Here is a 22,113-nt window from a genome sequence, read left to right as displayed (position 1 = left end):
TTGTGAAAAGGCCGTCTGAACCGTTCAGACGGCCTTTTGTTATTAATTTTATTAATATTCGATGGTGTTTCATTAATGAGGAAGGCGTGCGAAATGGTCGGATTTATGTCTGATTTTAAAATAATCATACAGTTTTAAAATAAATATTTCTGTAAATCTATTTATTTGTAACTGTATGTAATTAAAACGGGTTGAATACTAGAGAGTAAAAATGATCGAAAGCGTTGGAATAGATGAGGGTGACTAGATAAGATGTTGATGAAAATCGAGTTGTTTCATTTAAAGCATTGATTTTTATTTAAAATAATTGTAGCAATATTACTTTTATCAATAAATTAAATCTAGTTTAATTACTTGTGATTTTGCTGGTGCATTTATGTAAAATACACAAATTAATTTCATATAACTACAAGAAATAGATCAAATTTCATCCGCTTTTTACAAACAATAAATGTTTAGGAGGGTTTTTCTATGAGCCAACAATACACATGGTTGCATATCGGCCTGGGTTCTTTCCATCGCGCGCATCAAGCGTGGTATCTCAACGAATTGATTAAAGCCGGCAACGACAGCTGGGCGATTGCGGCAGGCAATATCCGCAACGACAGCGAACACACGGTGCAGGCGCTGCAGGCGCAAAACGGCGAATATGTGCTGGAAACCATCAGCCCGCATGATGAGCGCGCTTATGAGGTGATTAAGTCGATTAAAAAATTGCTGCCGTGGCAGGCCGATTTGGCACCGCTGATTGAAGAGGGCGCGGCTGAAGCCACTAAAGTGATTGCCTTTACCGTGACCGAAGCAGGCTATTATCTCGACAGTGCATACCGCTTGGACCAAAGCAACCCCAGCCTGCAAGCCGATTTGCAGGGCGGCCATGAAACCATCTACGGCATTATTGCCAAAATTCTGAAAAAGCGTATGCAGCTGGCCGATGGCAAAGTGACTTTGCTTTGCTGCGACAATGTGCGCCACAATGGCGAGCGTTTCCACGATGGTTTGGTGGAATTTCTCACGCTCACCGGCCAGCAAGATGTGATTGCTTGGCTGAAAGACAACGCCACCACGCCCAACACCATGGTCGACCGCATTGTGCCGCGCCCGGCCGAGGATTTGCCCGCGCGCATTCAGGAAAAAACCGGCATCGCGGATAAAGCGCCGGTGATGGGCGAAACCTTTATCCAATGGGTGGTTGAAGATAATTTCAAAGACAATGTGCGCCCGGCGCTGGAAGAAGTGGGCGTGGAACTGGTGGATTCGGTGATTCCGTATGAAGAGGCGAAAATCCGCGTGCTCAATGTGCCGCATGCCGTGATTGCGTGGGCGGGCACGTTGCAGGGCGAATCGTTTATCCACAACAGCACGCTGAACGAGCGCGTGCGCCAAGTGGCTTATGATTATGTTACCCAAGATGTGATTCCGAGCCTGGGCGACAACGGCATCGATTTGCCGGCCTATCGTGATGTGGTGTTGGAGCGCTTTACCAACCCGCATATCAAAGACACCAATCAACGCGTGGCGGCGGACGGTTTCTCGAAAATTCCCGCCCAAATCCAGCCGACGCTGATTGAGCGCTACCGCAGCGGCGTACGCCCCGAGGCCACGGCTTTGCTGCCGGCGCTGTTTTTCGTGTTTATGGAGCAATGGCATCAGGGCAAGCTGCCCTTTGCCTATCAAGACGGCATTATTGATGAAGCGGCGGTGCATGCCATGTATCAATCTGCCGATCCGGTGCAGGTGTTTGCCCAAGATAAAGCCTTGTTTGGCGAATTGGCCGGCAATGCCGACTTTGAAGCGCTGCTGCGTGAAAAAGTAGCCCAAGCCCGCACTTTTATCGCTTAAGGAGCAGGCCATGTATTTAGGTCTTGATTTCGGCACTTCTGAAATCAAGGCGCTGCTGATGGATGAGCACGGCCGAATCGTGCTCAGCCACGGCATGCCCTTGACGATTCAGCGCCCTTATCCCCAATGGTCGGAGCAATCGGCCGCCGAATGGTGGCAAGTAACCAATGATTTAATCGCCCATCTGCGTGCGCAAGCCGGCGCGCGTTGGCAAGCGGTGAGTGCCATCGGTTTATCCGGCCAGATGCACGGTGCGGTGCTGTTGGATGCTGCCGACAAACTTCTGCGGCCGGTGATTTTGTGGAACGACACCCGCAGCGCTCAAGAATGCGCCGAGTTGGAAGCGGCCGCGCCTAATCTGCATGCCATTACCGGCAATCTGGCCATGCCCGGCTTTACCGCGCCCAAACTTTTGTGGGTGAAAAAGCACGAGCCGGAAATATTTGCCCAAACCGCCACGGTGTTGCTGCCAAAAGACTATATCCGCCTGCTGATGACCGGCAAAAAAATATCCGATGTGTCGGATGCCGCCGGCACTTTATGGCTGGATGTGGCCAAGCGCAACTGGTCGGATGAAATCCTTGCAAAATGCGGCTTAAGCCGAAGCCATATGCCTGCTTTGGTGGAAGGCAGCGCCAACAGCGGCACGCTGCTGCCCGAAATTGCACGGCAATGGGGCTTGAGTGCAAGCGTGATTGTGGCCGGCGGCGGGGGCGACAATGCCGCCAGCGCCGTGGGCGTGGGTGCGGTGCAGCCGGGCGATGCGTTTATTTCATTGGGCACATCGGGCGTGGTGTTTGTGGTAAACGAAGCTTACCGCCCGGCACCCGAATCGGCCGTGCATTGCTTTTGCCATGCTTTGCCCGAGCGCTGGCATCAAATGAGCGTGATGCTTTCCGCCGCGGCTTGCTTGAGCTGGTATTGCAGGCTGGTGGGGGTGAAAGAGGCCGAATTGCTGCAAGAAATCGAAGCGTTGAGCGATGAAGCCAAAGCGCAAGCGCCTGTTTTTCTGCCTTATCTTTCGGGCGAGCGCACGCCGCACAATGATCCGGCTGCCGTCGGTATGTTTTACGGCATCCGCCACAATGCCGACCGCGCGGTAATGGGCTATGCGGTGCTCGAAGGCGTGGGCTTCGGCTTAGCCGACGGTGTGCGGGTGTTGAAAGAGAGCGGCACGGGCATCAGCCAATGCTCTTTGCTCGGTGGCGGCGCCCGCAGCCCTTTTTGGGCGCAATTGCTGGCCGATATTTTGCAGCTGCACATTTTCACCCATCAAGGCGGCGCCACCGGCGGCGCGCTCGGCGCGGCACGGCTGGCGGCTTTGGCCGATGGCAAAACCGAAGCCGAAGTGTGCACCAAGCCTGAGGTCGACAAGGTTTACCGGCCGCAGCCGCAGCGATTGGCAGATTTGCAAAGGCGCTATCAAATATTTCGTTCGTTGTATCAAAACGATTCGGCATCCAGGGAAAAATCATCTTTTTAATCAGCTGCGGCAGGCTGCCGTAGCGGCTTGCCGGCACGGGTGCAGTCTTTTTTCAGACGGCCCCGCTTCTGTTTCAAGCGAGAGAGGTATTTTATGAACACTTCCGCAGTGACCAAGCAATGGCTGGGTCTGCCCCTGAATCTGGTATGGGGCTATATCGCCATTGCGCTGTTTATGACCGGCGACGGCTTTGAGCTGGCGTTTCTTTCCCATCACATTACCAGCTTGGGCTTCACGCAATCGCAATCTTCGCTGGCTTTTTCCGTTTACGGTTTGGCCGCGGCGCTATCGGCTTGGGTGTCGGGCGTGTTTGCCGAAATCATCACGCCGCGCAAGGCGATGATTATCGGCTTTGTGCTGTGGTGTGTGTTTCACATACTCTTTTTGGTGTTTGGCTTGGGTGATGCCAATTATCCGCTGATTTTATTGTTTTACGGCATACGCGGCTTCGCTTATCCGCTGTTTCTCTATTCATTTATCGTGATGATTGTGCAAAATGTGCACAGCTCGCAAATCAGCCCGGCAATGGGCTGGTTTTGGACCACTTATTCAATCGGCATCGGTGTGGCCGGCAGCTATATTCCGAGCTTCACCATTCCAGTGATCGGCGAGCGCGGCACGCTGTGGCTGGCGCTGGTGTTTTGCTTTGCCGGCGGCATGGTGGCGGTGACCATGTTGCGCAAGGTGAATGCTTCTTCACATATGCACAATCTTTCCACGAGGGAAAAATTCACCGAGTTGAGCCGAGCGGTGACGCTTTTGGTGAGCAACCGCAATGTGCTTTATGCCAGCATGATCCGCATTATCAATACCTTGTCGCTGTTTGGCTTTGCGGTGATTATGCCGATGATGTTTGTGGATGAGCTGGGCTTTTCCACGCCCGAATGGCTGCAAATCTGGGGTGTGTTTTTCGCCACCACGCTGTTTTCCAATGTGTTGTGGGGCATAGTCGGCGAGAAGCTGGGCTGGATGAAAGTGGTGCGCTGGTTTGGCTGCATCGGTATGGCGGTGTCGACGCTGTGCTTTTATTATCTGCCGCAGCATTTCGGCCACAATTTCTACATGGCTTGGATTCCGGCGATTTTGCTGGGCATATTTGTGGCGGCCTTTGTGCCGATGACGGCGGTGTTTACCACGCTGGAACCAAACCATAAAGGCGCGGCGATTTCGATTTATAATTTGTCTGCCGGCATGTCTAATTTCCTCGCGCCCACCATTGCCACCATTTTGCTGCCTTACTATAGCTTTATCGGTGTGGTGTATGCTTATGCCGCGCTTTACCTGTTTGCTTTTGTGCTCACTTATCTTTTGAAAGTGAAGCAGCCGGGCTTTGATGCACCGGCGGAGGACGCGCAACAGGTCGGTTGACGAGCGGCAAGCAGCATGGCCGGCCACAGGCCGTCTGAAAGGTTTCAGACGGCCTGTTTGTTGTTTGCAAAACAAATGAGTGCAATAAGACAAACTGGGTGTCGCAAACCAAACGGCAAAGCGGCTGGGCATGGAAACAGTGGGCGGAATATATTTTCAGCTTCTTCAATTGTTTAATCGGTTTATCCGTTATAATCCGCCTCTTTGCATTGAACCGCGTTCAGACGGCCTGAACGTGGCTTATGTCCAATCTATAAAAATAACCTGATGCACCGGCTTGTTATTTTATTTTTTAGATTGGGCACGACCCCGAAAGGCAAGCCATGACTGTTTACTCTCTTTTTATCACCTGCCCGCGCGGCTTGGAAAACGTGTTGGCGGCGGAATTGCAGGCGCAAGGCTGCGCTCAGATCGAGCCGACCGACGGCGGTGTGGCCTGCAAAGGCGGCTTGGAGCAAGTGTATCGCGCCAATTTGCATGCGCGCACCGCCAGCCGCGTGTTGCTTCAGCTCACCAAAGGCAGCTACCGCGATGAAGACGACATCTATAAGCTCGCCCGCAACATCAAATGGGGCAACTGGTTTGCGCTCGAGCAAACCTTTAAGGTGAAAGTGGAAGGCAAGCGGGCGCAGGTGAAAAGCCTCGATTTTGTGGGGCTGAAAATCAAAGATGCCTTGTGCGATGCTTTTCGCGAAGTCTGCAACGCGCGCCCGAGCGTGGGCAAATTCCAGCCCGATGTGCGCGTGCACGCGTTTTTAAACGACAAAACCGTGCAGATTTTTATCGACACCAGCGGCGAAGCCTTATTCAAACGCGGCTACCGTCAAGACACGGGCGAAGCGCCGCTGCGCGAAAACCTCGCCGCCGGCCTGCTGCTTTTGGCCGGCTACGACGGCAGCCAGCCGTTTCAAGACCCATTCTGCGGCAGCGGCACCATCGCCATCGAAGCGGCTTGGATTGCCACACAGCGCGCGCCCGGCCTGATGCGCCGCTTCGGCTTTGAAAAGCTCAAAGGTTTCGATAAAGCGCTGTGGGATAAAATCCGCCGCGAAGCCGAAACCAAAATCGTGTTTCAAACCGCCGCGCCGATAGCCGGCAGCGATAACGACCGCCACATCATACGCGCCGCCATGGCCAATGCCGAAGCGGCCGAGGTGAACGATTTAATCCGCTGGCAGGTGCAAGATGTACAAGCCACGCGCCCCAACGGCGAGGGCGGCATCATGATTTCCAACCCGCCCTACGGCGTGCGCCTGGCCGAAGTGCAGGCTTTGCAGGCGCTTTATCCGCAATTGGGCAGCTGGCTCAAGCAGCATTACGCCGGCTGGCTGGCCGGCATGCTCACCGCCGACCGCGACATGCCCAAGCTCATGCGCCTGCAACCCAAGCGCAAAATCCCGCTTTACAACGGCAACCTCGATTGCCGCCTGTTTCTGATCGATATGGTTAAAGGTTCCAACCGCGGATAATATGGTTTTGTGAACAAATAGGCCGTCTGAAACCTTTCAGACGGCCTGCGGTTTTTGCGTTACCCTGCACGCCGGAAAACATACCCCGCAGATTTGCTCTGTTATAATCACGCTTTATGATTCAGGCCGCAGCCACTCAAACAGACCGCGGCATCGTTGAAAGGCAGCCATGCAAAATAATCCTCAAGACACAGTGCGCCTCTCCAAGCGCATGGCCGAGCTGGGCTTGTGCTCCCGCCGCGAGGCCGACAGCTATATCGAGCAGGGCTGGGTAAAGGTCAACGGCGAAGTGGCCGTGCTCGGCCAAAAAGTAAGCACGGCAGACCGCATCGATCTAAACAAACAGGCGCACGAGCGCCAAGCGCAGCGGGTAACGATTTTGCTCAACAAGCCCGTGGGCTATGTGAGCGCACAAGCCGAAAAAGGCTATCAATCCGCCGCCGAATTAATCACACCGCAAAACCATTGGCCGGGCGACGAGAGCCGCATCACCTTTACCGAGCAACACAAATTCGGCCTCGCGCCCGCCGGCCGGCTCGATATCGATTCTGTCGGCTTATTGGTGCTCACGCAAGACGGCCGCATTGCCAAGCAGCTGATCGGCGAGGGCAGCGGCATCGAAAAAGAATACCTCGTGCGCGTAAAAGGCACGCTTTCCGAAGCAGGCCTGCGTCTGCTCAACCATGGCCTCAGCCTCGATGGCGAAGCGCTGCGCCCGGCCAAAGTGGAATGGCAAAACGAAGACCAATTGCGCTTTGTGTTGCAACAAGGCAAAAAGCGCCAAATCCGCCGCATGTGTGAGCTGGTGGGCTTGCGCGTAACCGGCCTCAAACGCATCCGCATGGGCAAAGTCAAACTCGGCCGCCTGCCGCCCGGGCAATGGCGCTATTTGGGCGCAAACGAGCGCTTTTGATAACTAACGCTTTTAATGATGATGTTTTAATGGAAGAGGCCGTCTGAAAGATTCAGACGGCCTTTGTTATGTGATACTCATTTAAAAAATAACCTTTCAACATTGAAGTGGAATCAATGCGGCGATTTCTAATACCAATCCAAAAAAATAACCTAACTTCGTTATCTCGTCTTGCCGTACTATCTGTACTGTCTGCGGCTCGCCGTCTTGTTAGCTTACTTTTTTGAATTGATACAACATCAGTGCTTATCCTGAACTCATGTTAATTAAAAACGCCCCTGGTAAGGGGCGTTTGTTGTTGTCATATAAAATAGAATCATGGTTTCAACTCACGTTCCAGCTAGATAGCAGAACGAGGTGATTATTTTACGCGTGGTTTATTTATTTTGCGAATTAATTAATTTAAATTATAATATAGATTTATGGAACTATTTATTGAGAGTGAATTAAGACTTATCTCTCAAATTGGTGCTGATTTGCTTCGCCGCCCTTAGTTTTTTGGAAGGAATGGGGTATATGGGGGTGTTTGGGGAAATAAATGGATGGCAGGTGCCATCTGTCGCTTTATGATGACATGTTGAAAATTTTAATAAGGGTTAATGGAATATGAATTTCCAAGATATCGCAAATCAAGCTTATGAAAATGCTCCGGTAGAGCAAGAAACGGGTAATAAAAACGTAAAGGATATCGCTTTTGAAGCATATAAAATTTACATCAAATTCCAATTTCCAAATATGCTGAATTATTGGCCTGTGGTTTCAGGAACACATTATAAAATTGGCCGTTTTGGTGATTTTTATGTGGTGATATTGATTGATCAAGGGCCAACAGTTTTTGTGCAAACTATGGGTATTGATGAACTCAATTTACCTTTAACGGGAAAGGATAAAAATAATCCTGAATTAATCAGAAAGGAAGTATTTAAGCTGATGAATCTTAAAAGGCGGGATGCAGTTTTCTTGTTTGACAGCAGTAATGGTTTTGAAAACTGGGTTATTGATTTAGAGCGTGATTTGAAATTAAATTTTTTACAACATAAGGTAGAAATGAGTATGCAGCCGATGAAAATTTTTCTTAGCCATAAAAGTATTAATAAAAATAGAGTTCGGCATTTTAAAAGCACTTTGGAATTATTAGGTTTTTCGCCTTGGTTAGATGAGGAAGATATGTCTGCGGGCGTGAATTTAGAAAGAGCTTTACAGCAAGGAATGTCAGATTCTTGCGCAGCAATATTTTTCATTACTCCTGATTATACTGATGAAAAATATTTGGCCAGTGAGATTGATTATGCAATTGCAAAAAAACGCCAAGAAGAAAATTTTTCAATTATTACTTTGGTGTTCGCTAATGAAAATGGAGAAAAGGGAATTGTACCGGCTATGCTGAAGCCTTATGTCTGGAAAAAGCCTGCTAATGATTTGATTGCATTGAATGAAATATTGAAAGCATTGCCATTGGAAGTGGGAGATGTTCGATTTAAATCAAATGTAATTAAATAGGATTTGGATGCCAGCATGACTTGCTAAAATGAAACAACAAAGAAAATAAAATGCATAAGCTGCTGTTTCAAACCCTGCAAGCCAAGAAACAGGAAAAAATCGTCCACCCCTATTTGCAGGAAGAAGTGGAAATCGGCCTGCTGCCCCATATCCAAGCCATGCTGCTGGCGCGGCACCTGCGCGGCACCTGCGCGGCGATCTGGCCGAATACCCACCGTTTCTGATGCGCTAAAGGCTACCTGAAATGCTGATGCTGATTACCTACGACATCTCCCTAGCCGACCCCGAAGGCCAAACCCGCCTGCGCCGCATCGCCAAACACTGCCTCGACTACGGCGTGCGGGTGCAATATTCCGTATTCGAATGCGACCTCGCGCCCGACCAATGGGTGCAGCTGAAAGCCAAACTGCTGGCCACCTATCAACCCGAAACCGACAGCCTGCGCTTTTACCACCTCGGCAGCAAATGGCGGCGCAAAGTAGAACACCACGGCGCCAAAGCCGCAGTGGATATTTTTAAAGACACCCTGATTATCTGAACTTGTGGCGAATTATCTGAACGGATTGCACGAGCGCTAACCTGTAGTGCTCATCAAAAAGCCCGCAGATCAGCGCGGCTTGATTTCTTTAACAATTTGGAAAAAACCGGCCTTACTTGGCTGTGATATAGTAAGGCCATGTGTCTTCGGTGAAACCTTAGCGAAACAGGGCGATGCAAGCCTTGCGGGCCAAGGGTTTCAGCGGCGGCACCAGCCGCCTTCGGGCGGCTGTGAGTTGAAACGGGTCTAGCGTCATTTCTTCCGCCTGCTGCTGCAACCAGCCGCCTTCGGGCGGCTGTGAGTTGAAACATTTTCCAAGACAAAGAGGGTGTCGAAGTATTGCCCAGCCGCCTTCGGGCGGCTGTGAGTTGAAACAACAACTTTCTTAACCCTTTCAATACCCCCATCCAGCCGCCTTCGGGCGGCTGTGAGTTGAAACTGAAAACGTACCTAGCTTGCCCTCAATCCCCAGCCAGCCGCCTTCGGGCGGCTGTGAGTTGAAACTCAAACCCTACCTGTACTTCTCGTGTCAGTTCTTCCAGCCGCCTTCGGGCGGCTGTGAGTTGAAACTGTCATACCGCCTTTGAACCCTCCTGTACTAAACACCAGCCGCCTTCGGGCGGCTGTGAGTTGAAACAGACTGTAGTGCACATCATAGTTCTCATACGAGGTCCAGCCGCCTTCGGGCGGCTGTGAGTTGAAACTTAGCGGAAGGTGATTCTGCTGCTGCGACCATCAACCAGCCGCCTTCGGGCGGCTGTGAGTTGAAACTTTATAGACTGGTTCAATTTGATACAGATCAACCCAGCCGCCTTCGGGCGGCTGTGAGTTGAAACTGTTGATTGAGCAATTGCTTCGGTTTTCAGTTGGCCAGCCGCCTTCGGGCGGCTGTGAGTTGAAACGTTTAAGATGTTTCCATTGTATTATGACTCATTCCCAGCCGCCTTCGGGCGGCTGTGAGTTGAAACTTTAATATTGTAGTTGTTTGTCTGTATGATGGTGCCAGCCGCCTTCGGGCGGCTGTGAGTTGAAACTTCAGACATCTCACCCGAAAAATAGACCACATTGCCAGCCGCCTTCGGGCGGCTGTGAGTTGAAACTAGAGTTGTGCGAACAGACTCCTGTTCGAGCGTGGCCAGCCGCCTTCGGGCGGCTGTGAGTTGAAACGTCAGAACAATCAGCGCGTGCAACAGACAAGGCTGCCAGCCGCCTTCGGGCGGCTGTGAGTTGAAACAGCTGATGAATTCTTAAAAACGACATTGGCATTTCCAGCCGCCTTCGGGCGGCTGTGAGTTGAAACCGTCTGATGAATGCGCGAAGCAATGGCTGTACAACTAGCCGCCTTCGCATGGCTGTGAGTTACACCTTATACATCTTCATAGCCACAGCCGCCTGCAAGTGGCTGGGAAATGGTCTGATGTATTTGACGATGTTTGCTTTGGTTGGCCGCTTGGGTTGATTGTTATGCTTGATGCAGTAGTGTGCTCAAGTGCTGCACGATGGCGGCGGCGGTGTCGTGTTTGCTCATTTCGGGTAGGGGGGTGTCGCCGTATGCATCGATAATGGTCACTTGATTACGGCTGCTGCCCATGGCGATTGAGACTTCGTTGGCCACCAGCATGGGGATGCTTTTTTTCAGGCGTTTGGCGCGGGCGTGTTCGAGCACGTTGTGGCTCTCGGCGGCAAAGCCGATGCAAAAAGGGGCATCGGGCAGGGCGGCGACTGAGGCGAGAATGTCGGGGTTTTCGGCCAACTCAATCACGGGTGGGGTGCTGTCAGCGCTTTTTTTGAGCTTTTGTGTGCTGCTGTTGCGCACTTTGTAGTCGGCGATGGCGGCTACGCTGATGAAGATGTCTTGCGTATGAATGCGGTGGTGCACGGCTTCGTGCATGGCTTGTGCGCTCAGGGCATGCACGTTTTCGGCCATGCCCGGCGGCAGAGCGGTTTGGATTTGGCCGTAAATCAATGTGACTTCGGCACCGGCGGCGCGGCAGGCGCGGGCGAGGGCGGTGCCCATTTGGCCGCTGGAAATATTGGTGATGCCGCGCACGGGATCGATGGCTTCAAAGGTGGCGCCGGTGGTGATGAGCACTTTTTTTCCGGCTAGGATTTTGGGTGTCCATAAATCGGGAATGAGATCGGCCAGCTCGGCGGCTTCGGGCATGCGCCCTACACCTGTTTCGCCGCAGGCTTGCTCACCGCTGGCGGGCGGGAATATGCTGATGCCGTCGGCCTGCAATCGGGCGATGTTACGTTGGTTGGCGGGGTTGAACCACATTTCTACATTCATTGCCGGTGCTGCGGCCAACGGGCATTTGCGTGCGGCAGCCAAATTGGTGAGCAAGTTGTCGGCGATGCCGCCGGCGATTTTGGCCAAGGTGTTGGCGCTGGCGGGGGCGATCACAAACACGTCGGCGGTGCGGGTGAGGTTGATGTGTGCCATGCCGTTGCCGCCGGATTCGCCGCTATGGGTGTCGGCCAACACGGGGTGGCCGCTTAAAGCCTGAAAGGTGAGCGGCGACACGAATTCGGTGGCGGCGCGGCTCATGGCCACGCTCACTTCATGGCCTTGTTTTTTCAATAAGCGCACGAGTTCGCAGGATTTATAGGCGGCAATGCCGCCGCTGATGCCGAGCAGAATGTGTTTTTTAGTGGTCATAAGATTATATTGTTGAAATATATAGTGAAATGTAAGAAAAAAGTGGCGCAACGGGTAGGTTGGGTTGAAAACCCAACAAGTCCACAGGCCGTCTGAAACGTTGGGTTTGACAACCCAACCTACCTCGTTGTGGTGCGTAGTTTTGTATCACTTTTTCTTGCATTCAACTATAGATGAATTTTAAATATCAATGATTATACCAATTCAAAAAAGTAAGCTAACAAGGCGGCGAGCCGCAGACAGTACAGATAGTACGGCAAGGCGAGACAACGAAGTTAGATTATTTTTTTGGATTGGTATTAGGCCGTCTGAAAGGTTTCAGACGACCTAATATAGCAGACTTGGCTTAAAGTGATAAAACTTTGTTTGTGTTTGCCGGCAATGCTGCCGCATGTGCGTTAGGGCTTCGGACAAATGGCTAAAGCGATTTTTTCGCTGTAGTCGGTTTTGCTCCAAGCATCGGCATCAACGGATAGGGGTTCGCCAGTATTTTGTTGGGGGGCATTGGCTTGTAAACGGGTTTGGCAGTTAATCAATATCGGCCAGGTTTGTGCGCTCATGCGGCGCTCGAAAAAATAAAGATTGGTTTGCAATACTTGGCCGCTTTCGCCGACGGGGGCGGTTTTGGCGGTGTCGATGGCCACGAATTTCAATACTTGCGGTTTAATATACGACCAAGGCTTGTAAAACGCGTTTTCCGGCACTTCGGCCACCACCACGGCGCTCTCGGGCAGCAATGAGCGGGTGTGGCTAAACCAAGTGTATTCGCTATAAACCTGAAAGCCTATCATGCCTAGGCCGGCCGCTGCCGGCACCAGCCATTTGGGCAGCTTTTTAATAAACAGGCGGATCATCATCATGATGCCGGCGGCACCGATGCCGGCGGATAGGGTGGCAACGAATTCCCAAATCATGGGCGCTCCTTTGTGTTAAATGATTTGGGCTTCCTGATGCGGAAGCCCAAACCGATTGGTTAAGTTAATGCTTAGTGGTCGACTGCTCCGCCGGCACCGCGCGGATAACGCACACTTTCCACCAGATCTTGCACTTCTTGCGGCGGCGCTTTGCCCAAGCTGGACACCACGAACGCGACAACGAAGTTGATGATAGCACCCACTGCACCGAACGACAACGGAGAGATGCCGAACAGCCAGTTGGCTTCTACGTTTTCAAAAGTGTTGGTGCCCGGGATGAAGAACCAGCCCAAATACAGGAAGATATACACGCAAGTGGAAATCAAACCTGCCAACATGCCTGCGGTGGCGCCTGCGCTGTTGATGCGTTTAGAGAAAATACCCATCATCAAAGCCGGGAAAATTGAGGCAGCGGCAATACCGAAGGCCAGCGCCACCACTTGTGCGGCAAAGCCCGGCGGGTTGATGCCCAACCAAGTGGCGATCACAATGGCAACGGTCATCGAGATGCGCGCAGCCATCAATTCGCCTTTTTCGCTGATATCGGGTTTGAGTGTTTTCTTAATCAAATCGTGCGAAATGGCGGATGAAATGGCGAGCAGCAAGCCTGCGGCGGTAGAGAGCGCAGCAGCCAAGCCGCCGGCGGCAATCAGGCCGATCACCCAAGAGGGCAGGTTGGCGATTTCAGGGTTGGCCAATACCAAGATATCGTTGTTTACAGTCAGCTCGTTGCCTTTCCAGCCGCGTTCGGCAGCGGTGGCTTCAAAGCCTGCGGATTTGTCGTTGTAATACTGGATTCTGCCGTCGCTGTTTTTGTCGTCAAACTTCAAAAGGCCGGTGGTTTCCCATGATTTCATCCACTCGGGGCGCGCTTCGAATTCAATCGGTGCAGCAGCGGCGCCTTGCGGATAGATGGTGTCGATAAGATTGATGCGGGCCATTGAGCCGACAGCCGGTGCGGTGGTGTAAAGCAGCGCGATAAACACCAGTGCCCAGCCGGCAGACGAGCGGGCATCGGATACTTTAGGCACGGTGAAAAAGCGGATAATCACGTGCGGCAGGCCGGCGGTGCCGATCATCAGCGAGAGGGTAAACAAGAACATATTGAGCTTGTTGGGAATATCGGCCGTGTAGGCAGTGAAGCCCAGATCGGTTACCAATAAATCAAGCTTTTGCAGCAGCGGCATGCCTGAGGCGGTTTCGTTGCTGAAAAGACCCAAAGGCGGAATCGGGTTGCCGGTGAGGTTGAGCGAAATAAACACGGCCGGAATGGTGTAGGCAATAATCAACACCACATATTGAGCCACTTGGGTGTAGGTGATGCCTTTCATGCCGCCCAACACCGCGTAAAAAAGCACCACAATCGATGCAATAATCAGGCCGGTGGTGCTGCTTACTTCAAGGAAACGCGAGAAAGCCACGCCGGCACCGGTCATTTGGCCGATCACGTAAGTGGTGGAAGCGATAATCAAACAGGCCACAGCCACCAAGCGGGCGGTGCGGCTGTAGAAGCGGTCGCCGATAAAGTCGGGCACGGTGAATTTGCCGAATTTGCGCAAATAAGGTGCTAAAAGCAGCGCCAGCAATACATAGCCGCCGGTCCAGCCCATCAGATAGGCCGAGGCACCGTAGCCGCCCATGGCGAGCAGGCCGGCCATTGAGATGAAAGATGCTGCGCTCATCCAGTCGGCTGCGGTGGCCATGCCGTTGAGCACCGGGTGCACCCCGCCGCCGGCCACATAAAATTCTTTGGTTGAACCGGCGCGCGCCCAAATGGCGATGCCGAAATAGAGCGCAAAAGAAGCGCCCACGAATATCAAGTTAATCACAAATTGACTCATGGTATTACTCCTCGTGTACGCCGAATTCTTCGTCGAGCTTATTCATTCTCCAAGAGTAGAAGAAAATAATCGCGATGAAGGTGAGAATCGAGCCTTGTTGAGCAAACCAGAAGCCCAAATCGGTGCCCCCGATATGGATGCCGGCCAAGAGCGGCCGTAAGACGATGCCGAAACCGTAAGAGCATAATGCCCACACCACCAAACAAATGGTGATAATGCGCACGTTTGCCTTCCAGTAGCTGGTTGAATCATGTTTGTTGACAGACATGACTTCCTCCTTTGTCGATGACAATTTTATAATTAGAAATGCCGTTTTCCTTGTTTGAAATCAGGGGCAAAAAGCCTTCAATTTCAGCGAACCGACACAATTTTCAGTGATTCAAACCAATCACGTGTGGGGAGAATAGCATAGTTGAAAATATTTGATACTAACTTATCCTGATGGTTTCCATAAAAATGCAAGATATCGCTTAATGCAATATATAAATAAAAATACATAAATTAGGGTAAATAAAGGCTTTGTTAACGCAATTTAACTTATAAATATGGAAATGAAAAAAGGGTGCATAAAGCGTTTCTGCGTGGATAATTTGCTCTAAATTGTTTGGATTGAGGTGAAACATGCAGGGGAAAACAGTATTTAGGGCGTTGGAAAAAGTGAAAAGGCCGTCTGAAAGTTTTCAGACGGCCTAAATGTTTCAAATGACGAAAACCAAGGTGGGCAACACTTGTGTGCAAAAGCTGGGTGTGTGCGCTATCGGCGGCGTTTGCGCGCTTCCAGCGCCAGCAGCATCATGGCCACGTTGATGGCATCGTTGAGCGCATCGTGGCGGGGCAGGTCGGGTATGCCGAGCTTTTTCACCATGGTGGCCATGCGCAGATCGATATAGGCGTTGTGGATATTGCTTTCGGCCTGTTGCTGGTAATAAATGCTCGACACTTCGATTTGTTTGTTGGGCAGGCGGATGCCGAGCATGGGCTTGAGAAATTTATTGATCATGGCAACATCGTATTCCAGATAATAGCCCACCAAAGGGCGCCCGCCGATAAAATCAAGCAGCTGATAGACCGCTTCTTCTACCGGAATGCCGTCTGAAAGGTCTTTCGGGCGCAGGCCGTGCACTTTCACATTGGCCGCCTGCATCAGGCCTTCGGGCTTGACCAATACATAAAACGATTCGCTGGTGAGAATTTCTCTGCCGCGGATTTTCACAGCGCCGATGGAGATGATTTCGGCTTCTTTTACATCCAGGCTGGTGGTTTCGCAATCGAAGCTGACCATTTCATCCGGGTGCGGCTCGTAGAGGAAATCGTATTGCGGGTTGGCGAGCTTTTTGCGCTCGCGCGCGCGCAAAAAGCGTTCGATTATCTGCATCAGCGCACCCCCAGATGAAAGTGGTTGTGTATCATCTGCTTGAAGCGTTTCACCACTTGCAGCGCATCTTTGAGTAAATCGCGCTCGAGCGTGGAGAGGCTTTGTAAGTCGATTTGGTTGGCTTCTTCGGGTATTTCGTTGCTCAGGGCGGCAAAGCCTGCTTTCAGGCGCAAATCCATCAGATAGCTGAGCGCTTCGGCGGTGTCTTTGCCCAGCTGCTCATCCAGCACGCGAGCCTGCATCAGCTTTTGAATGCGCTCGAAGGTGTTGGTTTCTTCGATGCGCGCTTCCAGCCCCAAGGCGCGCACACCGTGCACCACCGGGAACACGCCCATTTTTTTGATGTCCATCTTTTCGTTTTGGCCGCGGCTGAGCAGCTGCGAGAAAAAGCCGCGGCTGTGGCCGTCAAACAATTCCACCGAGCGGGCAAACGCCATCAGCATGCCGGCATCGTTGATCATGGTTTTTTGCAGATGCGCTTTCACTTCATCGAGCAGCGCCGCATCGCCGGCCACGGGCTTGGCATCGATAAAGATGGCCAGGTTCATCATGGATTCGGGGCTGGGAGAATAGCACCAGCTGCTGACCATTTTTTTGAATTCGGGCAGGGTTTTGCGCCAAGCCGGGTTGTTGACCATGATGTGGCCGGGGCAGGGCGGATAGCCCAGGCGCTCGAGGGTGGCGGAAAATTGCTCGGCGGTTTGCTCTGCCAAAGCCAAATCGGCATGTTCGCGCAGAATCAGGGCGTTGTCTTGGTCGGTTTTGAGGATTTGCTCGCCGCGCCCTTCCGAGCCCATCACAATCAGGCAGCTTTGTTCGTATAATTCGGGCGTGGCCAAAAGGCGCCAGGCTTTTTCAAACAGGCTCGTGTTGAGCACCTGCATCAATTGCGCCAGCTGCGGTGCGCGCACGCCGTTTTTGCGCAAAATCTGAATGGAATGCGTCATTTGGGCGGCAATGCCCACCAGCTCATCTATGGTTTGGGCGCGCTCCAGCCTTTGCGCCACCAAGTGGGTGTGGTTGGAAAAATAAGCCAGCACGTCGATTTGCTCGAGCGCACCCACCGGCTTGCCTGCTTGGTTCACAATCACGCGCTGGATGTTGAATTGGGTCATGCGCAGCAAGGCGTTGAACACATAATCGTCGATATCGATGCCGATCAGATCGAAAGTGGACCATTCCGAAATCGGTGCATCGCTTGGTGCGCCGGCAATGGCGATGTCGCGGAAGGCCGATTCGGTGAACAGACCGATTTGCTCATGGTGGCGCACCAGCACCGATTTGGTTTTGTGTGTTTTCATGGTTTGCGCGGCATCGAGTATGCTGGCGCTGCCATCGAGCCAAACGGTGTTTTGCCGGTAGGCATCGCTCACTTTGGCGGTGAAGAGGCTTTCAAACTCGCTGTTGTTGCGATCGCCCGAGAGGCTGGCCATTTTTTCGGCCACGCTGGTGTAGAAATAAGCGCTGAAACGGGGGCTGGAATGCATGATGTCGAGCACGGTGGCTTTGGGTATGGTGTAAACCAGCGCCTGCTCCTGCACCACAAATTGATGCTGGCTGTGGCCTTCCATCAAGGCGCGTGCTTCAAAAGTGTCGCGCGCCCGATAAAGGGCGATCACCTCGCCATCGCTGCCGATTTCTTTCACCAGCCCTTTAATCACCACATATAAATGCTCAATGGGCTGCTGCGGCCGGATAATGATTTCTTCATCGTTGAAAAAAGCAATGTCCACGGCTTTTTCCAGCATGAGCCGCTCGGTGTTGTTGAGATGGTCGAAAGGCGGGTGGTTGAAGTCGAACCGTTCCATGCTCTATTTCCTTGTTTATTTTTGTAGTGATTACGGATACTGTAAAACGGCTTGGATAGGCTGTAAATAGTTTGAGCGGCAAAGTTTTTATGGAAAGCAGATAATGAGATAACAATAAAACGAAGCGGTTGATACAGTAAAAGGCCGTCTGAACATTAACAGGTGTTCAGACGGCCTTTTATATTGATGATGATATAAATGAAATAGCAGGTGCAGTAATACCAATCCAAAAAAATAACCTAACTTCGTTGTCTCGCCTTGCCGTACGCTCTGTACTGTCGCAGGCTTCCGTCTTGTAAGCTCACTTTTTTGAATCGGTATAAAGTGTTGTGTCGGGATAAGGTATGAGCTTTTACATCCGCCGCATTATCAACAGAAAATAACCGCCGCCGAGCAGCGTTGCCATCAAACCGGCCGGGATTTCATAGGGAAAGCCGATTTGCCTGCCCAGCCAGTCGGCCAAGAGCATCACCGTTGCGCCAATCAGGGCCGCGGCGGTTAGCTGTTGGTGCGGCAGGCGTGCGCCGAGCATATTGGCCAGATGGGGCGCGAGCAGGCCGACGAAGCTCAAGGGGCCGATAAGCAGGGTCGCCAGCGCGGTGAGCAATGCGCTGAAAACAATCAAAACTGTGCGTGCGGCGGCCACGTTCACGCCCGCCGATTGCGCCACAACTGCGTTAAAACCCAGCAAGCCCAGCCAGCGGCTCAGGGGTAGGGCGGCGGCTAAGAGCAGTATGGATGCTGCGAATACCGTACCCGAAAGCAGTGGTGTGGCTTGATAGGTAGAACCGGAAAGCCATATCAAAAGCTGTTGAACACGCAAATCGCCGCCTGCCGTCCACACGCGGATAAAGGCATCAGACAGTGCGGCCACGGCAATGCCGGTGAGCAATACTTTTTCGGGCAGCAAGCCGTTTTTACGGTTAAACAGCATAATCAGCCACAAAGTAAACAAGGCCGAGCTGATGCCGATGAACCAAAACACGCTGCTGAGCACCTGCACATCAAACAGCAACACCGCAGCCAACACGCCCAGAGCCGTGCCGGAGCTGATGCCGAGCAATTCGGGGCTGGCCATCGGATTTTGTGTGAGCCGTTGCAGAAATACGCCGGCGGTGGCGAGCATGATGCCGCAAGCGGCAGCGGTGAAGAGGCGCAGGTAACGCAGATTGAGAAAATCGGGGTGAAAGGTAAGCTGCCAGCCGTTGGCACTTTGTCCTGCCAGCAAAGCCAAAGTTGCCGCAAACAGCAGCAATAAAGGCAATCTGAGCAACCAGGGCGAAGCTTGGGTGCGCGCCACGGTTTGCGCCGAGGCCGTCTGAAAGGGTGCTCGGGCAGGCAGACGCATCATCAGCCACAATAATAAAGGCGCACCAATCAGCCCTGTTACTGCGCCGGCAGGTAAATCGACTTGATGGTAATGGTTGAGCAATACCAATAAGTTATCCGTGAGCAGCAGCATCAGCGCGCCGAACACAAACGCCATCGGCAAACGCGCCCACAAAGTGCGCACGCCCAGTTGCCGCACCGCCGTGGCCGCCGCCAGGCCGACAAAACCCATCATGCCCACCATCCCGACCACGTTGGCGCTGAGAAAAGCCGCCGCTGCCAATGCCGCCAAACGGATGGTTTTCACCGGCATGCCGAGCGCGGCGGCCTGGGTGTCGCTCAGGCTCATCATCGCCAGTGGTTTTGCCAATATGGCAATCAGCGCGGCAGCCGCAGCAATGCGCCACAAGAGTTGCAAACTATCGTGCCAACTGTCTTGCAGCAGCGAGCCGGCCCCCCAAAGCATGATGCCGCGCGTTTCTTCCGAATAAAACAGCGTGATGATGCCCGCAAATGCGCCCAAATAAAGCGCCGTCACCAAACCGGCCAACACCACCAAGAGCGGCACCAAATCCCGCCGGGCCGACAGCCACAACACCAGCGCCAATGCCAACGCCGCACCGCCGAATGCTACCGGCGCATTGCCCCAAGCCAGCAAGGCAGGCGCGAATACCGTAGCGGCCACCAAAGCCGTTTGCGCGCCGCTGCTCACGGCCAAAGTGCTGTCGGAAGCGAGTGGATTGCGCATGATTTGTTGCAGCAACATGGTGGCCAAAGCCAGTGCGCCGCCCGCAAGCAAAGCCATGGCCATGCGCGGCAAGGTATTGTTCTGCACTATCAGCGCATCAATGGGCAGCGCATCGGGCGCGGCAAACCAATCGGCCGGCGGCCAATGCCATTGCAGTTTTAAAATCCAGCCGCTGCTCATGATCGCAGTCAACAACAAAACCCAAGTCCAGCAGGTAATAGGCCGTCTGAAAACATTTACCATGCGATTTCCTTTTCAGACGGCAGTTTTGCTGCTAATTCATCGGCAAAACGCTGCATAGAAGGCAATGCGCCGTAGCTCCATGCCTGCGGCAACACGCGGCGGTTTTGCGGCTTGCTAAACGGCAGCCGCTGCCACAATGCGCTTTTATCCAGCGCGGCGCGGGTGTTGCGCGGGTGCGGCTGTATGATAATTAAGAGCGTATCGGGGGGCAGCTTGGCCAAATCGGTAAGCGCGATATTGGCAAAGCCCCACGCGTTTGATTCGCCCTGCCAAGCATTTTTCAGGCCGAGTTTTTGCATCACCACGTTAAACAGGCTGGTGTTGCCGTAGATGCGTAAATGGCGCGCATCGACAAACTGCACCACCGCCAACGGCCGCTTGCGGTATGGAAAAAGCGTGTTTTTTTGCTGTTGGAATTGCTTTTCTGTTTGCTGAATCAAACGTTCGGCAGCAGCTTTGTCGCCGATGATGCTGCCGAGTTCGCGCGTGGCCGCCAGCGTTTGCGGATAAGCGATGCCCTTGTCGCCGGCAAAGCTGATTTCGCGCACGGGCGCTACTTTTTCAAACTGCGGTTTCAAATGTGCAAACCACGGCGATTGGATAAACATATCGGGCTTAATCTGATACAGCCGCTCCAAATTCGGCTGGAAACGCAAACCCGCATCCAGCGTGGTGTTTGGCAGCGGCGGATAATTGACCCAGTTGCCGTAAGCGCGTTTGTCGCCCACGCTCACGGGCGGATGTCCCATCGCGGTCAGCGTTTCGGCGGTGCTCCAATCGGAAGTGGCCACACGTGGCGCCGCTTGTATGGGCGCAGGGAGCAGGAATAAAACGAGCAGGGCGGTTTTGAGGCCGTCTGAAAAGTGTTTTTGCATAAGTGTTTGTATGGGTTTCAGACGGCCTTTTGCGTTGTTCAGCCGTCTGAATGCGTGTGGTTGATTGGCCGGGTTTTGTGGTTTTTACATTCTCGGTTTTTTACGCAAAAGGAATATAAAAGGAATAGATGACAGGCCGTCTGAAAGTTTGCAGGAAACGGTTTATTGTGCTGCAAACTTTCAGACGGCCTGCCAACCTTCCGCACAATAAAAGCGGTTTTTCAAGGTAACGCCACCGGCACGCCGGTTTGCGGATGGCGGATAATGTTCATCTGCACACTGTAAATATCGTTCAACACTTCGGCGGTCATAATTTCGGTAGGTTTGCCCTGTTTGAGCAAGCGGCCTTGCTTCAATGCCACCAACTCGTCGCAATATTGTGCGGCCAGATTGATGTCGTGAATCACGATAATCACGCCCAAATGCAGGCGGTGCGACAAATCGCGGATTAAGGCCATCACTTCGAGTTGGTGGGCGATGTCGAGAGCGGCCAATGGTTCGTCAAGCAGTAGAAAGCGGCTTTGCTGCGCCAAGCACATTGCAAGCCAGATGCGCGAGCGTTCGCCGCCGGACAAGGTGTCGACAATCTGGTCGGCGAATTTTTCCGTGTGCGTGAGTGCGAAAGCTTCGGCAACCGCTTGTTTGTCCGCCTTGCTGCTGCGCCCGAGCAGGCCGCTCCAGGCATAGCGCCCCATATTGATGAGTTCGGCGGCGGTCAGTGCGGTGGCAGCGGGGCAGGTGTTGTGGCAGATAAGCCACGTGTTTGGCGTAATTGTGGGCGGAATAGGCGGCAATATTCTGATTATCCAGCAAAAGATTGCCGGATGTGGGCTGGTTTTGGCGGGTAAGCAGTTTCAATAAAGTGGATTTGCCCGAGCCGTTGTGGCCGATTAATCCATAAACTTTATCCGGCTTGAATTCAAGGGAAATATCGTGCAGCAACACGCGGCCGGGCACGCTGAAGGTGAGGTTTTGAAGCTGGAACACAGGAGGCCGCATGAAAAATAAGATGGTATAGTTTAAATGATAGTTATTATTATTACAATTCTGATTGTGCGCAGACACTGATAAGGCCGTCTGAAACGTTGGGTTTATCAACCCAACCTACCTGTTATAGTGCGTAGTGTTGTATCACTTTTTCTTGCATTTCACGGTATTTATTGAAAGAAGACTCTGAATAATGCATGGCGGCGTTTTTTGCCGTGTAT

17 protein-coding genes, 1 pseudogene and 1 CRISPR repeat array are annotated in these 22,113 nt (G+C 52.5%); of the genes and pseudogenes, 8 read left to right on the top strand and 10 right to left on the bottom strand.

From position 1 onward, the window contains the following. Window positions 1–471: 471 nt before the first annotated feature. The 8 genes from dalD to cas2 all read left to right on the top strand — a co-directional run bounded on the left by dalD (window position 472) and on the right by cas2 (window position 9,113). Window positions 472–1,842, top strand: coding sequence for a D-arabinitol 4-dehydrogenase (dalD, locus tag LVJ78_RS09205; protein WP_132951936.1), 1,371 nt, complete (start codon window positions 472–474; stop codon window positions 1,840–1,842). 10 nt (window positions 1,843–1,852) lie between these two features. After that, window positions 1,853–3,325: a xylulokinase gene (gene xylB, locus LVJ78_RS09200; protein ID WP_132951938.1), complete on the top strand. Its 1,473-nt coding sequence runs from the start codon at window positions 1,853–1,855 to the stop codon at window positions 3,323–3,325. Between the two features lie 93 nt (window positions 3,326–3,418). Continuing rightward, window positions 3,419–4,693 carry an MFS transporter gene (locus LVJ78_RS09195; protein ID WP_132951940.1) on the top strand — a complete coding sequence of 425 codons (1,275 nt, stop codon included), beginning with the start codon at window positions 3,419–3,421 and terminating at the stop codon, window positions 4,691–4,693. A gap of 323 nt (window positions 4,694–5,016) precedes the next feature. Then, on the top strand, window positions 5,017–6,162 hold the full coding sequence (locus LVJ78_RS09190; protein ID WP_132951942.1) for a THUMP domain-containing class I SAM-dependent RNA methyltransferase: 1,146 nt from the start codon (window positions 5,017–5,019) through the stop codon (window positions 6,160–6,162). Between the two features lie 169 nt (window positions 6,163–6,331). Further along, complete coding sequence (locus LVJ78_RS09185) at window positions 6,332–7,075, top strand: pseudouridine synthase (RefSeq protein WP_132951944.1); 744 nt, start codon at window positions 6,332–6,334, stop codon at window positions 7,073–7,075. A 606-nt stretch (window positions 7,076–7,681) separates the two neighbouring features. Next, window positions 7,682–8,575, top strand: coding sequence for a toll/interleukin-1 receptor domain-containing protein (locus LVJ78_RS09180; protein WP_132951946.1), 894 nt, complete (start codon window positions 7,682–7,684; stop codon window positions 8,573–8,575). A gap of 50 nt (window positions 8,576–8,625) precedes the next feature. Next, entirely contained in the window at window positions 8,626–8,799 is a 174-nt protein-coding gene (locus tag LVJ78_RS09175) for a hypothetical protein (protein WP_165870877.1), read from the top strand. A gap of 20 nt (window positions 8,800–8,819) precedes the next feature. Then, the gene (gene cas2, locus LVJ78_RS09170; RefSeq protein ID WP_132951948.1) at window positions 8,820–9,113 is read left to right on the top strand and encodes a CRISPR-associated endonuclease Cas2; all 294 of its coding nucleotides are present in this window, start codon (window positions 8,820–8,822) and stop codon (window positions 9,111–9,113) included. 210 nt (window positions 9,114–9,323) lie between these two features. After that, a CRISPR array of direct repeats spans window positions 9,324–10,413; the repeat unit is 32 nt; unit sequence CCAGCCGCCTTCGGGCGGCTGTGAGTTGAAAC. Window positions 10,414–10,575: 162 nt separating this feature from the next. Here the strand turns inward: cas2 and coaBC are convergent. The 10 genes and pseudogenes from coaBC to LVJ78_RS12480 all read right to left on the bottom strand — a co-directional run. Next, entirely contained in the window at window positions 10,576–11,772 is a 1,197-nt protein-coding gene (coaBC, locus tag LVJ78_RS09165) for a bifunctional phosphopantothenoylcysteine decarboxylase/phosphopantothenate--cysteine ligase CoaBC (protein WP_132951950.1), read from the bottom strand. Window positions 11,773–12,170: 398 nt separating this feature from the next. Further along, complete coding sequence (locus LVJ78_RS09160) at window positions 12,171–12,686, bottom strand: hypothetical protein (RefSeq protein WP_132951952.1); 516 nt, start codon at window positions 12,684–12,686, stop codon at window positions 12,171–12,173. Window positions 12,687–12,757: 71 nt separating this feature from the next. Next, window positions 12,758–14,527: a sodium:solute symporter family protein gene (locus tag LVJ78_RS09155; RefSeq protein WP_132951954.1), complete on the bottom strand. Its 1,770-nt coding sequence runs from the start codon at window positions 14,525–14,527 to the stop codon at window positions 12,758–12,760. 4 nt (window positions 14,528–14,531) lie between these two features. After that, window positions 14,532–14,795, bottom strand: coding sequence for a DUF4212 domain-containing protein (locus LVJ78_RS09150; protein WP_132951955.1), 264 nt, complete (start codon window positions 14,793–14,795; stop codon window positions 14,532–14,534). 486 nt (window positions 14,796–15,281) lie between these two features. Then, a complete protein-coding gene (locus LVJ78_RS09145) occupies window positions 15,282–15,902 on the bottom strand; it encodes a 3'-5' exonuclease (RefSeq protein ID WP_132951957.1) in 621 nt (206 codons plus the stop codon). Next, entirely contained in the window at window positions 15,902–17,710 is a 1,809-nt protein-coding gene (locus tag LVJ78_RS09140) for a DUF294 nucleotidyltransferase-like domain-containing protein (protein WP_132951959.1), read from the bottom strand. Before LVJ78_RS09140 ends, LVJ78_RS09145 begins: the two co-directional genes overlap by 1 nt. Window positions 17,711–18,062: 352 nt before the next feature. Continuing rightward, a complete protein-coding gene (gene fhuB, locus LVJ78_RS09135) occupies window positions 18,063–20,030 on the bottom strand; it encodes a Fe(3+)-hydroxamate ABC transporter permease FhuB (RefSeq protein WP_132951961.1) in 1,968 nt (655 codons plus the stop codon). Beyond that, complete coding sequence (locus tag LVJ78_RS09130; RefSeq protein WP_132951963.1) at window positions 20,024–20,905, bottom strand: ABC transporter substrate-binding protein; 882 nt, start codon at window positions 20,903–20,905, stop codon at window positions 20,024–20,026. The genes fhuB and LVJ78_RS09130 overlap by 7 nt, the downstream gene beginning before the upstream one ends. Before the next feature lie 221 nt (window positions 20,906–21,126). Further along, window positions 21,127–21,600, bottom strand: a complete 474-nt coding sequence (locus LVJ78_RS09125; RefSeq protein ID WP_279387848.1) for an ABC transporter ATP-binding protein — start codon at window positions 21,598–21,600, stop codon at window positions 21,127–21,129. Window positions 21,601–21,688: 88 nt separating this feature from the next. Further along, window positions 21,689–21,904 (bottom strand): annotated as a pseudogene (locus LVJ78_RS12480) (ATP-binding cassette domain-containing protein); the annotation flags it as partial. Window positions 21,905–22,113 lie beyond the last annotated feature (209 nt).

The organism is Uruburuella suis (assembly GCF_022870845.1).
Taxonomy (GTDB): Bacteria; Pseudomonadota; Gammaproteobacteria; order Burkholderiales; family Neisseriaceae; genus Neisseria; species Neisseria suis.
This window is presented reverse-complemented; position numbering and strand designations above follow the sequence as displayed.

What these genes read in the sequence shown, in the direction of transcription:
- LVJ78_RS09150 (WP_132951955.1), bottom strand. Translation starts at nt 14,795, where the DNA reads ATGTCTGTCAACAAACATGATTCAACCAGCTACTGGAAGGCAAACGTG.
- cas2 (WP_132951948.1), top strand. Translation starts at nt 8,820, where the DNA reads ATGCTGATGCTGATTACCTACGACATCTCCCTAGCCGACCCCGAAGGC.
- coaBC (WP_132951950.1), bottom strand. Translation starts at nt 11,772, where the DNA reads ATGACCACTAAAAAACACATTCTGCTCGGCATCAGCGGCGGCATTGCC.
- LVJ78_RS09130 (WP_132951963.1), bottom strand. Translation starts at nt 20,905, where the DNA reads ATGCAAAAACACTTTTCAGACGGCCTCAAAACCGCCCTGCTCGTTTTA.
- LVJ78_RS09125 (WP_279387848.1), bottom strand. Translation starts at nt 21,600, where the DNA reads ATGGGGCGCTATGCCTGGAGCGGCCTGCTCGGGCGCAGCAGCAAGGCG.
- LVJ78_RS09155 (WP_132951954.1), bottom strand. Translation starts at nt 14,527, where the DNA reads ATGAGTCAATTTGTGATTAACTTGATATTCGTGGGCGCTTCTTTTGCG.
- LVJ78_RS09195 (WP_132951940.1), top strand. Translation starts at nt 3,419, where the DNA reads ATGAACACTTCCGCAGTGACCAAGCAATGGCTGGGTCTGCCCCTGAAT.
- xylB (WP_132951938.1), top strand. Translation starts at nt 1,853, where the DNA reads ATGTATTTAGGTCTTGATTTCGGCACTTCTGAAATCAAGGCGCTGCTG.
- LVJ78_RS09185 (WP_132951944.1), top strand. Translation starts at nt 6,332, where the DNA reads ATGCAAAATAATCCTCAAGACACAGTGCGCCTCTCCAAGCGCATGGCC.
- fhuB (WP_132951961.1), bottom strand. Translation starts at nt 20,030, where the DNA reads ATGGTAAATGTTTTCAGACGGCCTATTACCTGCTGGACTTGGGTTTTG.
- dalD (WP_132951936.1), top strand. Translation starts at nt 472, where the DNA reads ATGAGCCAACAATACACATGGTTGCATATCGGCCTGGGTTCTTTCCAT.
- LVJ78_RS09190 (WP_132951942.1), top strand. Translation starts at nt 5,017, where the DNA reads ATGACTGTTTACTCTCTTTTTATCACCTGCCCGCGCGGCTTGGAAAAC.
- LVJ78_RS09160 (WP_132951952.1), bottom strand. Translation starts at nt 12,686, where the DNA reads ATGATTTGGGAATTCGTTGCCACCCTATCCGCCGGCATCGGTGCCGCC.
- LVJ78_RS09140 (WP_132951959.1), bottom strand. Translation starts at nt 17,710, where the DNA reads ATGGAACGGTTCGACTTCAACCACCCGCCTTTCGACCATCTCAACAAC.
- LVJ78_RS09175 (WP_165870877.1), top strand. Translation starts at nt 8,626, where the DNA reads ATGCATAAGCTGCTGTTTCAAACCCTGCAAGCCAAGAAACAGGAAAAA.
- LVJ78_RS09180 (WP_132951946.1), top strand. Translation starts at nt 7,682, where the DNA reads ATGAATTTCCAAGATATCGCAAATCAAGCTTATGAAAATGCTCCGGTA.
- LVJ78_RS09145 (WP_132951957.1), bottom strand. Translation starts at nt 15,902, where the DNA reads ATGCAGATAATCGAACGCTTTTTGCGCGCGCGCGAGCGCAAAAAGCTC.